The organism is Acinetobacter sp. YH01019 (genome assembly GCF_013420285.1).
Classification (GTDB): domain Bacteria; phylum Pseudomonadota; class Gammaproteobacteria; order Pseudomonadales; family Moraxellaceae; genus Acinetobacter; species Acinetobacter gandensis.
In genome coordinates this window covers 25,849-41,682 of record NZ_VOYM01000012.1, presented here as the reverse complement: position 1 = coordinate 41,682, position 15,834 = coordinate 25,849, and the positions used below count along the sequence as shown (strand labels likewise).

Here is a 15,834-nt window from a genome sequence, read left to right as displayed (position 1 = left end):
ACACTCATATTATGAAAACCAACCACAATTTATTAAACCTACACTTTAATGATACTTATTTTTTGTGTTGTAATTTTTTTTTAAAAAAATATATGCTTTGCTGATTATTTTAAACTATTGACTGTATTTTAAGCTGTGCGTAAACTTTAAACGTTGTTTTGTACAATCCACACCTAGTTTGATCCTGTTTGGACGACTGAAAAATGAACATAAAGAATAGAACTACGTTGCAGTTTTATGAAGAACTGCAGTTGGTGTATGACCGTTTCAATGAAAGGCTATTCAAAAATGAATTACCAGATTGTTTGATTACGCTTCAACGTATCAACAAAAATACCGGTTATTGGTCTGAGAATAGATTTGCTTCGACAGAAGATGATACGGCGTATACGCACGAACTGGCCCTTAACCCTGATTACTTTGGCACCCAACCATTGCTTAACATTTTTAAATGCTATGCACATGAGATGTGTCATATGAAACAAAGCATTTTTGGTGAGCCATCTAAACGCTCATATCACAATGCTGAGTTTGCGGCATTTATGCTTGAGATCGGTTTGATTATGACTGATGACGGCACAAAAGAAGGTCGCACGACAGGCGAGAAGATGACCGAAATCGTTGCACCTGATGGCTTGTTTATTCAAGTGTGCAATGAGCTTGTCGATGAAGGGCGTATCATCAAATGGTATGACAAGTACGCACCCAAAACGATTTCAAGTCTTGAAATGATTCAAGAGCAAGTGCAGTTGTTGGAGTCCATTCCGACTGCTTCTCCAAAGCTATTTCATATTGCCTTACTTGGCAATGAAATCAATTCAGCTTTGAAATCACCTAAAAAAGAGAAGCCAGTTGCCGAACCGGCAAAAGCACCAGATTCCCTCACTGGATATGCCATCCCAACAAGTGATGAAGAAGAGGAACCGACTCCCACTACAATGAATCCCTTTGATGTAGCGATCGGACTAATCGACATATCAAATACCGGTGCAAACCTTGGCGGTTATTATCCAACGGCTTTTGATGAAGATCCGTTAGATGATGACGACAAACCAATACCAGAACCTAAGGTTGTTAAACTTTATAAGGGTGAACAACCAAACGGCGATGATAACGAGCTTATTGTACTCAAAGAAACTATGATCGGTGGAACACTCTATCAAGAGCTTGGTTTAGCCAATTTTGAAGAGCCTGAGCCTGAGCCTAAGAAACAGACTAGGGCATCTTTTGCGTGTCCTGAGTGTGGCCGTGGTGCAACGTGTAGTCCTACTTTTAGATTATCGTGTACTGAATGTGAAGTTGAACTGGTACCATCAAAATCCATTGATAAAAGCCAGGTGAAGAAAAACAAAAAGGCTGCTAAAGCTGACCAAGGGGATGCAGAATGAAAACGATTGAAGAGCTTGGAATTCTGTTTTCTTCACACAAATACCGTTTTTATAACGAAAAAGACTTACAACTCGCGATTGAGCAAATGTTTATTGCCAATGAGATTCCGTATGAACGTGAGGTTCGTCTATCAAATAAAGACATCATTGATTTTACTGTTGAGCTTGATGTCGGCAAGGTGGGTGTTGAATTAAAAATAGATGGTGCACGTAACGCATTATTGCGTCAGATCAATCGCTATTTAAGCCATGACAGCATAAAAGCGCTCTATGTGGTTGGTACACCGTATTGGGTGAATAACATTCCAATCCAACTGAACAATAAATTTATTTACCGCCATCGTATTTTAGTGGGGGTCTTCTAATGTCTAAATCTTACGGCACCATTTCTCGTCAAGAAAAAAACTGGCACATTGAATGTGAACCACATGTTAAAACACGACTTAAGCGTGTATTCCCACAAGTCAGCCAACATGCATCAAAATTTATTGAGTTAAGCGATACGCCGTCTAATTGTCACGACCTACTTTGGTTTATTGAACGTTATCCAATGCATGTTGATGATCTTAAATACATGAAAGCGCAATCTAAGGCTTATGTGTCGCTAAAAGAAGATATTTTGGATGTGATGGACTATAAACGTCCGATCAAAACATTTGATCTTGCCGTGCCTCCATATGAGTATCAAAGAGCAGCTGCAGATCTACTACTTAATGTTAAAGGTTTGCTCTTGGGGGATGATTTGGGCCTTGGCAAAACAGCGAGTGGAATATGTCCGATGATTCTACCTGAATCGCTCCCGGCGCTTTTTGTGACAATGACACATCTTCCAATGCAAATTAAGAATGAAATTGAACGCTTTGCTCCGCACCTAAAATGTCACATCCTAAAGAAAGCATCGCCTTATCCATTGCACAAAGAGGGTGAAGCAGCACCCGATGTCATTATCACCAGTTATTCAAAGTTGAACGGTTGGGCTGAATATCTTGCCGGAAAGATTAAGTACGTAGTGTTTGACGAGATCCAAGAGTTACGGACTGGCTATACATCGCAAAAGTATTCCGCTGCTAAACTCATTAGTGACCAAGCTGAATTACGCCTCGGTCTATCAGCTACACCGATTTATAACTACGGTGATGAATTCTACAACATCATTGAAATATTGCGTCCAGATAGCTTAGGTACCGCTACCGAATTCGCTCGTGAGTGGTGTTCACACGAAAAACGTATTAATGATCCTAAAGCGTTCGGGATGTTTTTACGTGATGAAGGTCTAATGTTGCGCCGTACTCGAGCAGATGTAAATCGAGAGTTACCGCCAGTACAAATCATCCCTCAATATGTCGAAAGCGATCCTAAAGTACTGGATCAAATTAAGGGCAAGGCAATGGAACTGGCAAAAGTAATTTTAAGCTCTACTCAAGAATTCCAAGGGCAAAAGCTTCGTGCGACAGAAGAATTCAATATTATGATGCGCCAAGCAACAGGTATCGCCAAAGCGCCGTATGTCGCTGAGTTCGTGCGTATGCTTGTTGAGTCTGGTGAATCAGTCATGCTTTATGGTTGGCATCGAGATGTGTACAACATTTGGCTAGAACGCTTGGCTGAATTCAATCCTGTTATGTATACAGGTACGGAAGGACCTGCAGCTAAGGAACGATCTAAACAAGCATTCTTGAATGATGAAAGTAAAGTCTTCATTAGTTCATTACGTTCATCTGCCGGGCTTGATGGCTTGCAGTACCACTCAAAATGCAAAACATTTGTGTTTGGTGAGTTGGATTGGTCGCCTGGTGTTCATGATCAATGTATTGGTCGCTTAGACCGTGACGGTCAAATCAAACAGATCTCGGCATATTACTTGTTGGCTGATTCGGGTTCAGATCCAATTATTTCTGATGTCTTAGGCATCAAAAAAGGCCAGTTGGAAGGAGTTAAAAACCCGAATGGCGAATTATTTGAACATTTAATTACGGACGGTGGCGGTATCAAGCGCTTAGCCGAACACATACTGAATAAGAAGGTAGCTTAAGAGAAACTTTATGACTGAACTTTACCTAGCTTGTTTTAGAGATTCTGCTACAAAACTTCGGTATGACCAGGCCCTTTCGTTAAAAGATCGCTATATTCTTCTTCCTTTTGATATAGCCGATGCACATAAACTACCATGGTGCTATTTATGAATATTGAAATGCTTTTGTGTATGTCCAACTTAAATTGACCAACAAATTAGGTTCTTTATCCAAAGCGAATAGATCTGAATAAACATTAAAGTTTTTACCCAAAAATGCATTGTGTAAGAAGTGAATAAGGTCTAGATCCACGTAGTTAACCGTAGACACAATCTTTAAGTATTCAGACAAAGCTTTAAACATCGGTGTTAGCTCTGCGATGGCACGGCTATACCGCTGTTCTGATTTATGCTCTCTATATTTTTCAAAGCCATTTTTCAAAATCCTTTTGAGCTCTGCATCATCAAATGGAATATTTGAATAAAACTCACCAGTACTAAGATCTCCAAAATTAGACATAAAGTTATCAATCACGGGTAATTTACGTTCTAGAGATAAGCGCTGCGTTGATCTGATTAATTTAATGAATGAATAGAAAAACGGTAAGAAGCGTCTGTAGTAATCATAAATGACCTCTGCAAGCTTACGATCGCGAACATCAGCATTGATGGGTACACATTTAGGATATTGCGTAACAAAATTGGGTTTCTGCAGATAAATGGTTAGGTCCTTAAACACCTCAGCACCATTTAGGCGATTAGATTTAAGAAATGACCAATCTACCAAGTCATAATCTACTGCACGAATCTCTCTTAGATTTAATTCATCAAACTTAAAGTTGAGTAGGCGTAGGTAATCTACAAAATTAGCCAAGTACCATGGCTGAGTTTTATCGATGTTGTATTCAGGATGACTATCAATGTCCAAGTGATTTAATAAATTGGTCCACGACTGGTCAATTCCAGCCAAATTAACTTGTTTGTCTATTCGATCAGGGGTAAGCATAGTAATCCCAATTGTATATACTAATTCGTAAGAAATTAGATACATTGTATCAATAATTCCTAGAATAAATATTCTTTTAAATTTTTTATCAATTCTAATTCGCCACACAACAAAAATGCTTATTTACTGAGCTAAAAACTTATATCCAATTAATTAAAACCCTATATAATTATTTTAATACTCTAATTCGAGTGAGTTGTTATGATTAGTGATCCAATCGAAATCGCAAAATTAAAACAAAGCATCTTAGATTTAAGAAACAATATTTTTCCTCCACAAAACCTTTTAACGGTTGATGGATTACCAATTTATTATGGTGAGAAAAAGTTTGTTGATGAATATCTTGCACAATGGATGGACTTTTATCAAAAAGCATTAGAACTTTCTAATCCTTTTGGTGATCCTATTGATTTGTCCGAAATAAATGAAATTCATTTGCCTGTGCATTTTAATTTGCCCGTGTTTGCTCGTAATGTCACTCGCATGATTTTAAATAAAACACTGGCCAAGGAATCTATTACTTTTCGTTCAAGTGCAGATCTGTTTGAGAAGTGCGGATACTTCAATCGTGAATATACGGATTTAATTTATGAGTACTTTGATCGTGATGAAGATAACGTATTGGTCGGGCATCGACCGTATAACGATATTCGTGCGTACTTGTTTTATGCCGGCGATGAAGAGCGTCATCGCACGAGATTTTATAACTCTGGCCTGGTGCTCGGTTATCCCGAAGGTTGGAATAGCATTGAGATCTTAGATAATCGTAACAACACCCGAAAACAGCGTAGTGATGCTTATACAAACCCTTTAGCGAAAAATAACACATGGTTCATCTACAAGAAGCTGTAATTAGCCAAAGCGCCGTGCGAGATCGCAATAGAGCCTTGGATCTATTGAAGTGGATTGCGATTGTGACCATGGTTATTGACCACGCATCAATATTATTTCCTCAATATAATCTGTTGTTGAGGACGATTGGCCGTTGGGCTTTTCCTATTTTTTGTATCATGCTTGCATTCAATTTGAACCAAGCTATTTCTAAAAAGAAAACCCATACATTAAAAAACTATTTTAAAAATTTGGCGTTGTTTTGTGTGCTATCAGAAGTACCGTATCAACTATTCAACCAAGAGCCATTTACAACTCTGAACGTCATGCCTACGTTGCTTTTAGGATTTTTGCTTGTTGTATTAGGGGAATCTAAACATAAATATGCAACGCTGCAGTTTGTCTCTCTGTTAGTCGTGATCACATTGCTATCTAATTTTATTATGTATAGCGTGTGGGGCGTTTTATTAATTGTATTCCTGTATTTATTCTTTAAAACAACCAACGTTCATTCTAAGAAATACTTTTTAATGATCAGCGTCTTGCTCACTTCATTGGCCAACATTTTCAACTGGTTGATTGGTGGCTACTATACGGATATGACTACATATTCTTTGGCATTCTCATTTGCTGTCAGTAGCGCCATTGCAACGTGTATTGGTGCACAATTCCTACTGAAAGGACAGCACATGAATATACCTTTTGAATTACCGCCAGTGGGGAAGTGGGCGTACTGGTTCTATCCAGTACATCTCGTCATCATTTGGATTCTTTTTAAATTTGCATAATAAATTTAGGCATAAAAAAAGCACCAAAGTATTTATGACTAAGGTGCTTTTTTATTGCTTAATCAGCGTTATTCGCTAGATCCAGCATCTAAACCGAATGAGCTAATTTCTTGCTGTCTTTCTTGCTCAGCTGCTTGTTCTGGTGATGCTTGTGGAGTAGGTGCACCAGATTGGTTATTTTGTTGATCATATTGATTCAGCAATTGCTTTAATGCTTCAGGATCTTGAGCAATTTGATTCGCAATTTCTAATGTTGGGTCCTGTTGTTTTTTACCAGCAGCATAACCAAAAATAGCCAAACCAATGAAAGCAGCAAAGAAAGTGGCAAGTACGATCAGTACAAATTTACCAATAATGCTACCTTTGAAGCGTTCAAACCAAGTTTCATCTTCATAGTGGTAAGGTTGGTTAATGTTTTGGCAACCATAGCTAAATGCATCCATCCACGCATTACGAACCAATTGTTTAATTTGTTCTGTTTGCGGTAAATGACCTTTTTTAGCCACGTTTACTTTGATTTTTGGCTCTGCTAATACAAAACGTTTTTCTTCACCATTACCTAGTGTATTAACGAGCTCTACGGTACCAGAACAAGTGAAATAACGACCAACATCATTGTTTTCTAAAGTATCAAAACCACTGATTTGTATTGTTAACTCTTTAAGATCGGCATTCGGGATTTTTATATTTTTAGGTTGACGATTCAAATCTTCAGAATCCGTATCAACTGAGATTGTTAAAAGGTCATTGTTACTAAAAATTGAAACAAGAGGGTCGTGAGATAGAATGTCTTTTTGCTTCTTAATTAAACTCACAATGTATCACCAGTTAAAATAGAAATTAAAAGTATTATATTTTAAAAAAGGGTTTTAGTGATAGTTTATTTTATGTTTAACGTAAAAAAGCCACTTTTAAGAAAGTGGCTTTTAGGTTTAAGGGAGGTAGTTATTATTTATAAAATATTCCTTTTTAATTCTCTTAATCTCCATGCCTTTGTCTAAAAGCAATTTAAACTCATTAAAATCATCACGCATAAGCTTATGAACCTTTAATGATTTTTGACTCTTAGCTTTGATAGCACTGTTGTATTGTACTGCAGCAACCAGATCGTAATGCTTATTTAGATCCAAACCATAAAGTGATGTTAATTTTTCAGAAATATAATCAAATATAACGGTCAAACAGATGACCTTATTGTTAGTGTTAGTCAGTATCTCTTCTGGAAATTCATTATTTCCCGAAGCTGCACTGGCTAAACGTGCCCATTCTGTCATGGGTAGGGAACCATCTTCACCAATCACGTTGATTAAGTTGTTTAAAAAGATAAAGCGGTGATTAAAAAACTTCACTTTGCTTTTTTGCAAAATTCTAAATGTATAAACGTTTGCCCAATACACAACATAGTTTTTAATCTTTAGACCATTGATTGAGTCTTGCGTTAATAAATCTTCATTGGTGATGCCATGATATTGAGTTGCTTCTTCAGTGACTTGTTTTTTTGGCTTCCAGTAGCTCTCTTCAGCATTATAAAGATACTGAGCCTGTTCTATTGATGATGTGCGGCACTTTTTAATACGCGTCAAAATAGACGACTTAATAATGTCAGGCACATCAACTGGATTCTTGACTTTGGCGGTAAATTCCAGTGTGAGGAAACATAATGGTGCTGGCATAGCTTGGCCTTTCTAATATCCCTTAATTTATAACTTAAAACGTTCTATTTTCTGAATTGATATTCGCGAAATAAGGAACTAATTGCTTTTCTCGGTCATGAATGTATGCAGTTGATGACATATCCAATACCGCACCTGGTACATAAGTTAGGTTTAGATTGATATTTTCACCGTTACCATCGATCAAGACGCCATTAAACCGCGCTTTGTCTGGATCTCCTTTTACAAATAGCTGTTGGCCAACATAACCGGACAAGCTATTGATATAGAGGTTTTTCATTTTTTCCGAAGATTGCAAAGCATTTATATAGAGAAGATCCATAATTTTTTCTTCTCCATTTTGATTTCTAATTTTTACTGTTTTTGGACCAACAACATCCACAATTGTAGCAATCCATAAGTCATGATGTTCAACTTCCCAACCATTGTAGCGACTTTCAATCCAATCGGGGCTTAAGAGTCTTGGCTTAAAGGGGTAGGAGTAGATTTTGAATATTAAGATCGAAACCACAATTATGATTGGCAAGCCAAAACATATTTTTATTTTATGTTTCTTAAAAGCACTGTTAAACATAACCGTATATACCAAAAAATTTAAAATCATTTTAACTTAAAATAATAAGTTTGTATTGGTTAAAACCATTGATATATCAATTATTCATCACTGTTATAGGTATAACCATCATCACTACTGCGATCTTTACCTACTAATAATTCTTCAATACGCTTAGCTTCAGCTATTGTTCTGAGTGCATTTTCCTTTTTTTCTTGTCGTTCTGTATTTTCACGAATCGCTTCAAGAATCTCAGGAGATAAGGCCTTTTCAGGTTGTTGTTCTTGGGCTTCAGGCTCGGAAGCACTTGCTTCTTCAGCCTTTATAGGTTGGTCTTTTTTCTTAGGATCTACCAAGTCATAAAACACAAGTTCTTTTGATTCACTCGTTGCGGATTCGTCTAAAAACTTCTTTTCTTGACCTTTTAATGGATCTTGTTCATTTGGAGTATTAGAGTTATTACAGGCACTTAAAAGGGTGGAAATTAAAATAACCGTTGCGAAGTTAAAAAGGGTTTTAGACACGTTGAAAATCCTTTAATATAATAACGTATTCTACATAATAAAAGTCCGTAGGTAAAAGTATGTCTTCAGATAAAAATAGTTCTGATAGTGCTACACAAAAGGTAAATATTACCAATGAGGTTTTAGATGAAGCTGCCATTAAACAGGCAATTGAAGCTAATCAACCCCGTAAATCAGGTATTTTAAAGCGAGTCTTTTTTGATTTCGGGCGTAAAAGCCACTGGAGTTCAGCTAGAAAAGGGTTTTTACCGCATTTATCTAATATTAGATCAATGCTGTCGCCAACATGCCCCGAATGCGGTAAATCGATTTTAATGCATGACAACAGGATTCCACGTTCTTATAAAGGCAACGTGAATTGGGTATGTGCACACCCTTTATGTGAATATGAAATTGTCGCACCTAACAATTTTAAACAACTGAAAAAACTCATTGCTAATACTCACTACCCAAGAGGGCAAGAACGTTTAGCTTCAATGAGTAATGATGAAATAGACAAGCTTATTAAAAACCATCAGTTTTCTTCTTATTTGTATTTAGCATTATCTATGTTTACAGGCTTGTACGTAGTTTATATGTTCTTTAAAGCGCTATATCCAATGCTTGTTGTACCAGGTGTATTATTGGTGTTTTATCTATACATGGTTAGCATCAATTCAGCTTATCGTGCATGGCAAGTCCGTACTGGTCTTTTATTCTTACCGAATTCGCCATTCTTGGCATGGTTCCGCTATGCGCCAAAAAAATATAGCTTATCGTGGTATGACGGCAAAAACCCATTGCCAGTTGAAACACTGAATAAGTTAGCTGACCGTAAACAGCACCTAATCGACAATTTCAACAACAACGATAAAGGTGCTGATTAATATGCTGTTAAAACCAACGCTATTTGCGACTCTATTAGGATCAAGCGTTGCTTATGCTCAATTGCCTCAAAGTTCTGAGGCTCTAGGTTCATATGCAAACCATGTCAATTCTAATGGATCAAGTACACCATATCGACCATTTCAGGTCATGACCAACACTCAGCAAGAAACGGCGCCAGCAAAGCAAAGAGGCTTTACGAGTCGTTACTTGGGCGTGAAGTACACACCGAAAAAAACTGAAGAAACTTCGACTAGCACTGAGCGCACGGCAGTTGCACAAAATGGACCACAACCTAGTGGCCAGCAAGCACCAGCACCACAACAACAACCCGTTCGCCAGAATATCCGTCCTGTTACTTATACCTATCCAACTACGCAATACAATCAAGCGAGTGCATCTTACGATCAAACCGTACCGGGTAGAGTCGCTACTTTGAGTTGTGTTATTCATGCTGCGCGGTCAGAAGGTGTTCCGCTGTATGTTTTATTGGGTATACATAGCAAAGAGCGTGGTACCAATGGACAAACAGTGCAAAACAAAAACCTTTCATTGGATATGGGGCAATTCCAAATCAATACCATACACTTTAAACGTGGCGGTATGTTTGAAAGTTATAACAGCCATTATGTGCGTACTGATGGATGTCTGAATGCGCGACTTGCAGCCAAGATCTTGCGAAATCGATTAGCCACAAAACCGTCAACCGATTTTTGGGTTAGAGCAGCTGCTTACCATTCATGGACGCCATCTTTTAATGCGATATATCGCAATGGCACGGCGAAACAACCTGGTTTAGTTGCGTATGCACTTCAATGGAAAAACTGGCTTGAGAGAAAGGGGATAAATCCTAACTAATCAGCTAAATATATTTTTTAAGAAAAAAATTCCAGTTATGTAATGCGATATAATTTACCTATTCTTTACCCACTAAGGATTCAAAATGAACCTTAATACAACTTTAAAAAGTTTAGCTTTAACCTTATCCATGTCTGTTGTTGCTACTGCAGCTCAAGCCGATTTTGTTGGCAAAGTTGTACGTATTTCTGACGGCGACACTATCACCGTTTTAAACAACAACAATGAGCAGATCCGTGTTCGCTTCAACCAGATTGATGCACCAGAAAAGAGTCAAGCTTTTGGTCAGAAATCGCGTCAGAACATCAGTTTCTTGCATGAAACGATTGTGTATGTGCAAGAAAATAGTAAGGACCGCTACGGTCGTACTCTTGGTACCATTTTTCAGATGCGTACAAACCAAGTGCCTAACTTAAACATCGTGAATAGTGTTAACTATAAGCAAGTTAAAGATGGCTATGCATGGGCTTATCGTGAATATCTCAAAGATAAAATTATTTTGAGTGCTGAAAGCAACGCACGTTCTCAACGCCTTGGTTTATGGGCTGATCCAAACCCTGTTTATCCAAGCCAGTACCGTCACAATAAGTAATATTGATGAACGGTGAATTAAATACCGCTAAAGCCGTAGCGGTATTAAATAAATATGTACTGCAACAACAATGTGGTAATCGTATGGAACTGCAGTTTTTCAGTGAAGAACTGCAAGCTCAGATTGAAGCTCTCAGCTTGGCTTCTGTACGAAATGAGTTGGTTACTCAGTTGGCAAATTTGGGAAAATGTCTTTGTGATGAAAAGTTGGTGAATTGTTCAGCCAACGCAAATTACTCAGAAGTGGCAATAGATTTCCTTGAAATGCACTTAGAGTCGCTGGAAGGGCGACAGTTCAAAGAAGGTTTTATATGACATCTATTGTCATATCCACGGAATCCAATTAATCACCAAAACAGAACAAGCCACTAAGCTATTTAGTGGTTTTTTAATGGGTTAAATTAAATATTTTCATCATTCTTATAGATATAAAATAAATAAATAGTTGATAATAGGTTATTAATTTAAACCTATAATTGTGATTTTTATGCCTTTACTCGATTGGGTTAATCGTAACCAAGCCGAAGAAACAGCAAGCCAAGTTCCATTCCATCTTTTAAAATTCCAGAAATCATTTGGTGATACCGATACAGCCAAAGAAAACCTTATTATTCAGGGTGATAATCTACAAATCTTAAAATCTTTACTACCTTTATATGGCGGTAAGGTTAAATGTGTTTTTATTGATCCACCGTATAACAGTCAATCAGCTTTTGAGCACTATGATGATAAATTAGAACACGCTCAATGGCTTACAATGATGTATCCACGTTTGCAATTACTAAAGGAGCTTTTAACTGAAGATGGTTCTATTTGGATTACTCTTGATGATAACGAATCACATTATTTAAAGGTCATGTGTGACGAAATCTTTGGAAGAAAAAACTTTGTAGCAAACATCGTATGGCAAAAAAGATATTCGAGAGAAAACCGTGAAGCTATTGGAGATGCTCACGACCACTTGCTTGTATATGCTAAAAACTCAATGGAGTTTAAAAAAGTTCGTAATCTAGTTCCTATGAATGAAACGCAAGCAAAAGTATATAAAAACCCAAATAATGATCCTAAAGGCAGATGGCGTGGTATTCCTATGACAGCGCAAGCTGGACATGCTACACCAGAGCAATTTTATGAAATTGTGAGCCCATCAGGTAAATCTTTCAGACCTCCAGAGGGAAGGTGTTGGGGTGTTTCAAGAGCAACATATGATAGATTGTTAGAAGAAGGGCGAATATATTTTGGTAAAAATGGTGATTCACAACCTAATATTATTAGATACTTATCTGAAGTTAAAGGTGTAGTGCCTTGGACTTGGTGGAACCATGAAGATCATGGACATACCGATGAGGCAAAAAAAGAAAGTCAACTTTTGTATGGAAAAGATGAAACATTCTCTAGCCCAAAACCTGAAAGATTGATGGAAAAAATACTCTATATTGCGACAAATAAAGGGGATATGGTTCTTGATTCATTTTTAGGTTCAGCGACTACCGCCGCTGTAGCTCACAAAATGGAAAGACACTACATTGGTATCGAAATGGGTGATCATGCTCAAACTCACGTTATCCCGCGTTTAGAAAAAGTCATTGAAGGTGAGCAAGGTGGCATATCTAAATCCGTGGAGTGGCAAGGTGGTGGAGGTTTTAGTTTTTATAAACTAGGCAACGCCGTTTTTGATGATCAGGGATTTTTAAATTCTGATGTTAAGTTTATGGACCTAGCTAGTTATATTTGGTGGCTCGAAACTAAATCAGCATTCAATAGTGCTGTAAGCCTTGAGAGTCCATTCTTAGGTGTTCATGACGGCGTATCTTATTTCTTACTATATAACGGCATTTTAGGTGATAGACGGCCTAATAGTGGGAATGTACTCACACATTCTATATTAAACTTCCTCAATGATTGCCATACCAGTGAAGGTAAGCGTGTGATTATTGGTGAAGCATCACGACTAGGTAAAACCAAATTAGATGAATTAAATATTGAGTTTAAACAGATTCCATATTCGTTATATGGCAATTAATACGTAAGGTTCCTCATGACTTTTCAATTAAAAAACTATCAAAGCCAGTCTTTACAATCTTTAGAGAACTACCTAACTTTAGCTGCCTCATTAGGTGCTGAAAAAGCTTTTAATAAGTGTGTCGGTGAAGACATTAAATATAATGATCGCTTAGATGGAATTCCTAGTGTATGTCTACGCGTACCAACTGGAGGGGGTAAAACCGTACTTGCTTCACATAGTATTGCGATTGCTGCGCGTAACTACGTAAATACAGATTCTCCAATTGTACTATGGCTTGTACCAACAGATATGATTCGCCAACAAACACTTTTGGCGTTATCTGATGCTACACATCCATATAGAAAAGCATTACAAGGGTATTACGGCGATCGCATCAAAGTATGTGACATTGAAAGTCTACAAACTTTGAACAAGCATGATGTGAATCAATCATGCATTGTGATTGTGACAACGATTCAAGCGTTCAATATCGACAAGGAAAAGACTTATCAACGCAATGCTTATGCATTTGATGAATCATTAAGTGAACATTTTACGAGCCTTACTGACTTCCAAACTGAAGGCATGGATCGAGTATCAGAAGATACTTTGAAATATCAAACATTTCTAACGCAACGTGATATAGGCCGTGTAAAGCATTCCTTGGTTAACTTTTTTCATTTACATAGACCGATCATCATTGTCGATGAAGCTCATAAGAACCGGGGTGGTAAAACGTTTTTTACTACATTAAAAACGTTGAATCCAAGTTGTTTGATTGAGCTTACAGCTACTCCAAAAGACAATAATGTGCTTTATTCAGTATCGGCAGCAGAATTAAAATCAGAAGAGATGATTAAACTTCCTGTAGTTCTGACTGAACATACTGGTAGTTGGCAAGATTGTATTCGCGATGCGCTAATACAACGCCAGAAACTAGAAGTACTGGCACAAAATGAAAGGGAATATATCCGACCAATATTGCTAATACAAGCTCAGGATAAAAATGGTGATGCTAATGTAAATGTTGTTAAAGAACATTTATTAAGTGAATATGAAAATATTACTAACGACTGGATTGCTATTTCTACTGGTGGTACCAAAGAGCTTGAAGATGAAAATCTATTTAGCCCTAAAAGCAAAGTCAAGATTGTAATCACTGTAGAGGCATTAAAGGAAGGTTGGGATTGTTCTTTTGCATACGTGTTAGCAAGTTTGCAAAACATAAATTCTGCAACTGATGTTGAGCAATTATTAGGCCGTGTTTTACGGATGCCATACGCTAAACTGCGTCAAAATGACGAGTTAAATAAAGCGTATGCTCATGTCATTTCGAGTTCTATTGCACAAGCTACGATGTTACTTAAAGATCGCATGATTCAAAATATGGGGTTTGAGAAGTGGGAGGCTGATGCAACAATTGTCGCTAAACCTCAGTACAATCTTGGGCTTGGAGGCGATGGTACAGCAACGAAACAAAAGATCCCTGAAACTATGATCTCTGTCCCGTTTGAAGTAAAGCCAGAAACCCTATCCGAAGAACTTAAGCAAGCAATTCAGACAAGAGAAAATAGCCAAGGTACCTCTTTGATTATCAATAAAGGTACGACTAATGAAACTTTTGATAAGATTGAAAAGGCCGTAATTGATCAGACTCCGCCTAAACAACTTGAAAAGGTTCAGGAAGTCTTTAATGAAGCTCGTGCTGAACGCCAGGCATATCAAGCACCTGAAAACTGGAATGCTTCTTTCGCATCAATTCCACAACTAGGTTTGTTCGTGGATGGTATGTGGCAAATTGCAGATAAGGAAACAATAGAAGACTCTATAGAATGGAATCTATTAGATTTCCCTATACAACTTGAAGGTTTTTCTATCAAAGAAACCGTCAATAGTTTTGAGATTGATCTTAATATAGATGAACAAAAACTCAATTATGCGTTACTTCAGAATCAACAAGCTCAATTTTCTAATATGCCGACTCTGGTTACTGAAACCGATCTTATTAATTGGCTTGATCGCAAAGTAAGTAGACAAGGGGTAACGCAAGTTCAGCTAAGAGCATATTTAACAAAACTGTTAAGTTATTTGCTTCACGTAAAAAACTTTACTCTTACACAATTACATCGTGCTCAGTTCCAACTATCCCTAGCCATCACAAAAGAATTGGATCGGTTATTTGAGTTGGCGCGTCAACAGGCTTTCCAAGGCGATTTGTTTAGTCAATTCCAAGTGGCCAATCAGCCTCAACCTGAAAATACATTTAAGTTTGAACCAGGCAAGTATCCTGTAAAGAAACCTTATCGTGGTGGATGCAAGTTTGAAAAACACTTCTATGCTCAAATTGACGACCTAAGAGAAAAAACTGAAGGTGGTAGCCTTTCGGAAGAGTTTCGATGTGCTCAACTACTTGAATGGCACTCTCGAGTAAAATATTGGGTCCGAAATATACCGAAACAGCCACAAACATCATTTTGGTTGCCTACTGGTAAGGACTATTTTTATCCAGACTTTGTTGCTGAGTTGGATGATGGATCTATATTCGTTCTTGAGTATAAAGGTAGTCACTTAGATAGTGCCGATGATGCGAGAGTTAAAGATGCTATTGGTAGACAGTGGGCTAAAGATAGCCAGGGTAAGCGTATTTTTCTTATGGCGACAAAACTAGATAAAAACGGACGTAGTTTGGAAGATCAAATTAACCATGCTTTAGCAAAATAGATATATACCCACTAAAAAAGC

General features: G+C 37.5%; 16 protein-coding genes. 11 read left to right on the top strand and 5 right to left on the bottom strand.

The genetic code is table 11. The features are described 5' to 3' along the window. The first annotated feature begins 203 nt into the window (after positions 1-203). Genes FTT84_RS04920 through FTT84_RS04910 form a run of 3 tightly spaced genes read left to right on the top strand, consistent with a single transcriptional unit; the run spans position 204 to position 3,420 of the window. On the top strand, positions 204-1,388 hold the full coding sequence (locus FTT84_RS04920) for a SprT-like domain-containing protein (protein ID WP_134253125.1): 1,185 nt from the start codon (positions 204-206) through the stop codon (positions 1,386-1,388). Continuing rightward, positions 1,385-1,753: a hypothetical protein gene (locus FTT84_RS04915; RefSeq protein WP_005006108.1), complete on the top strand. Its 369-nt coding sequence runs from the start codon at positions 1,385-1,387 to the stop codon at positions 1,751-1,753. Before FTT84_RS04920 ends, FTT84_RS04915 begins: the two co-directional genes overlap by 4 nt. Continuing rightward, entirely contained in the window at positions 1,753-3,420 is a 1,668-nt protein-coding gene (locus FTT84_RS04910) for a DEAD/DEAH box helicase (RefSeq protein ID WP_024160737.1), read from the top strand. The genes FTT84_RS04915 and FTT84_RS04910 overlap by 1 nt, the downstream gene beginning before the upstream one ends. Before the next feature lie 145 nt (positions 3,421-3,565). Here the strand turns inward: FTT84_RS04910 and FTT84_RS04905 are convergent, their stop codons facing one another. Further along, on the bottom strand, positions 3,566-4,405 hold the full coding sequence (locus tag FTT84_RS04905; protein ID WP_227553478.1) for a hypothetical protein: 840 nt from the start codon (positions 4,403-4,405) through the stop codon (positions 3,566-3,568). Between the two features lie 201 nt (positions 4,406-4,606). On the opposite strand from FTT84_RS04905, the gene FTT84_RS04900 reads away from it, so the two are divergent. After that, positions 4,607-5,257 (top strand): hypothetical protein, encoded by a 651-nt coding sequence (locus FTT84_RS04900; RefSeq protein WP_024160879.1) that lies wholly within the window; start codon positions 4,607-4,609, stop codon positions 5,255-5,257. Then, the gene (locus FTT84_RS04895; protein WP_043041422.1) at positions 5,233-6,024 is read left to right on the top strand and encodes a TraX family protein; all 792 of its coding nucleotides are present in this window, start codon (positions 5,233-5,235) and stop codon (positions 6,022-6,024) included. The genes FTT84_RS04900 and FTT84_RS04895 overlap by 25 nt, the downstream gene beginning before the upstream one ends. Positions 6,025-6,092: 68 nt before the next feature. Here the strand turns inward: FTT84_RS04895 and FTT84_RS04890 are convergent, their stop codons facing one another. The 4 genes from FTT84_RS04890 to FTT84_RS04875 form a co-directional block, all read right to left on the bottom strand. Then, positions 6,093-6,839 (bottom strand): hypothetical protein, encoded by a 747-nt coding sequence (locus tag FTT84_RS04890; protein ID WP_024160733.1) that lies wholly within the window; start codon positions 6,837-6,839, stop codon positions 6,093-6,095. A 117-nt stretch (positions 6,840-6,956) separates the two neighbouring features. After that, on the bottom strand, positions 6,957-7,697 hold the full coding sequence (locus FTT84_RS04885) for a hypothetical protein (RefSeq protein WP_044111932.1): 741 nt from the start codon (positions 7,695-7,697) through the stop codon (positions 6,957-6,959). A gap of 34 nt (positions 7,698-7,731) precedes the next feature. Next, entirely contained in the window at positions 7,732-8,271 is a 540-nt protein-coding gene (locus FTT84_RS04880) for a hypothetical protein (protein WP_024160732.1), read from the bottom strand. Positions 8,272-8,351: 80 nt separating this feature from the next. Then, entirely contained in the window at positions 8,352-8,774 is a 423-nt protein-coding gene (locus FTT84_RS04875; RefSeq protein ID WP_024160731.1) for a hypothetical protein, read from the bottom strand. A 59-nt stretch (positions 8,775-8,833) separates the two neighbouring features. On the opposite strand from FTT84_RS04875, the gene FTT84_RS04870 reads away from it, so the two are divergent. The 6 genes from FTT84_RS04870 to FTT84_RS04845 all read left to right on the top strand — a co-directional run bounded on the left by FTT84_RS04870 (position 8,834) and on the right by FTT84_RS04845 (position 15,813). After that, positions 8,834-9,640 (top strand): hypothetical protein, encoded by an 807-nt coding sequence (locus tag FTT84_RS04870; RefSeq protein WP_024160730.1) that lies wholly within the window; start codon positions 8,834-8,836, stop codon positions 9,638-9,640. A 1-nt stretch (position 9,641) separates the two neighbouring features. Further along, the gene (locus FTT84_RS04865) at positions 9,642-10,496 is read left to right on the top strand and encodes a transglycosylase SLT domain-containing protein (protein WP_024160883.1); all 855 of its coding nucleotides are present in this window, start codon (positions 9,642-9,644) and stop codon (positions 10,494-10,496) included. 85 nt (positions 10,497-10,581) lie between these two features. Beyond that, a complete protein-coding gene (locus FTT84_RS04860) occupies positions 10,582-11,088 on the top strand; it encodes a thermonuclease family protein (RefSeq protein ID WP_005006141.1) in 507 nt (168 codons plus the stop codon). Positions 11,089-11,093: 5 nt separating this feature from the next. Further along, positions 11,094-11,402, top strand: a complete 309-nt coding sequence (locus tag FTT84_RS04855) for a hypothetical protein (protein ID WP_024160884.1) — start codon at positions 11,094-11,096, stop codon at positions 11,400-11,402. 172 nt (positions 11,403-11,574) lie between these two features. After that, positions 11,575-13,110 carry a site-specific DNA-methyltransferase gene (locus FTT84_RS04850; protein ID WP_024160885.1) on the top strand — a complete coding sequence of 512 codons (1,536 nt, stop codon included), beginning with the start codon at positions 11,575-11,577 and terminating at the stop codon, positions 13,108-13,110. Between the two features lie 15 nt (positions 13,111-13,125). Further along, positions 13,126-15,813: a DEAD/DEAH box helicase gene (locus tag FTT84_RS04845; RefSeq protein WP_024160886.1), complete on the top strand. Its 2,688-nt coding sequence runs from the start codon at positions 13,126-13,128 to the stop codon at positions 15,811-15,813. Positions 15,814-15,834 lie beyond the last annotated feature (21 nt).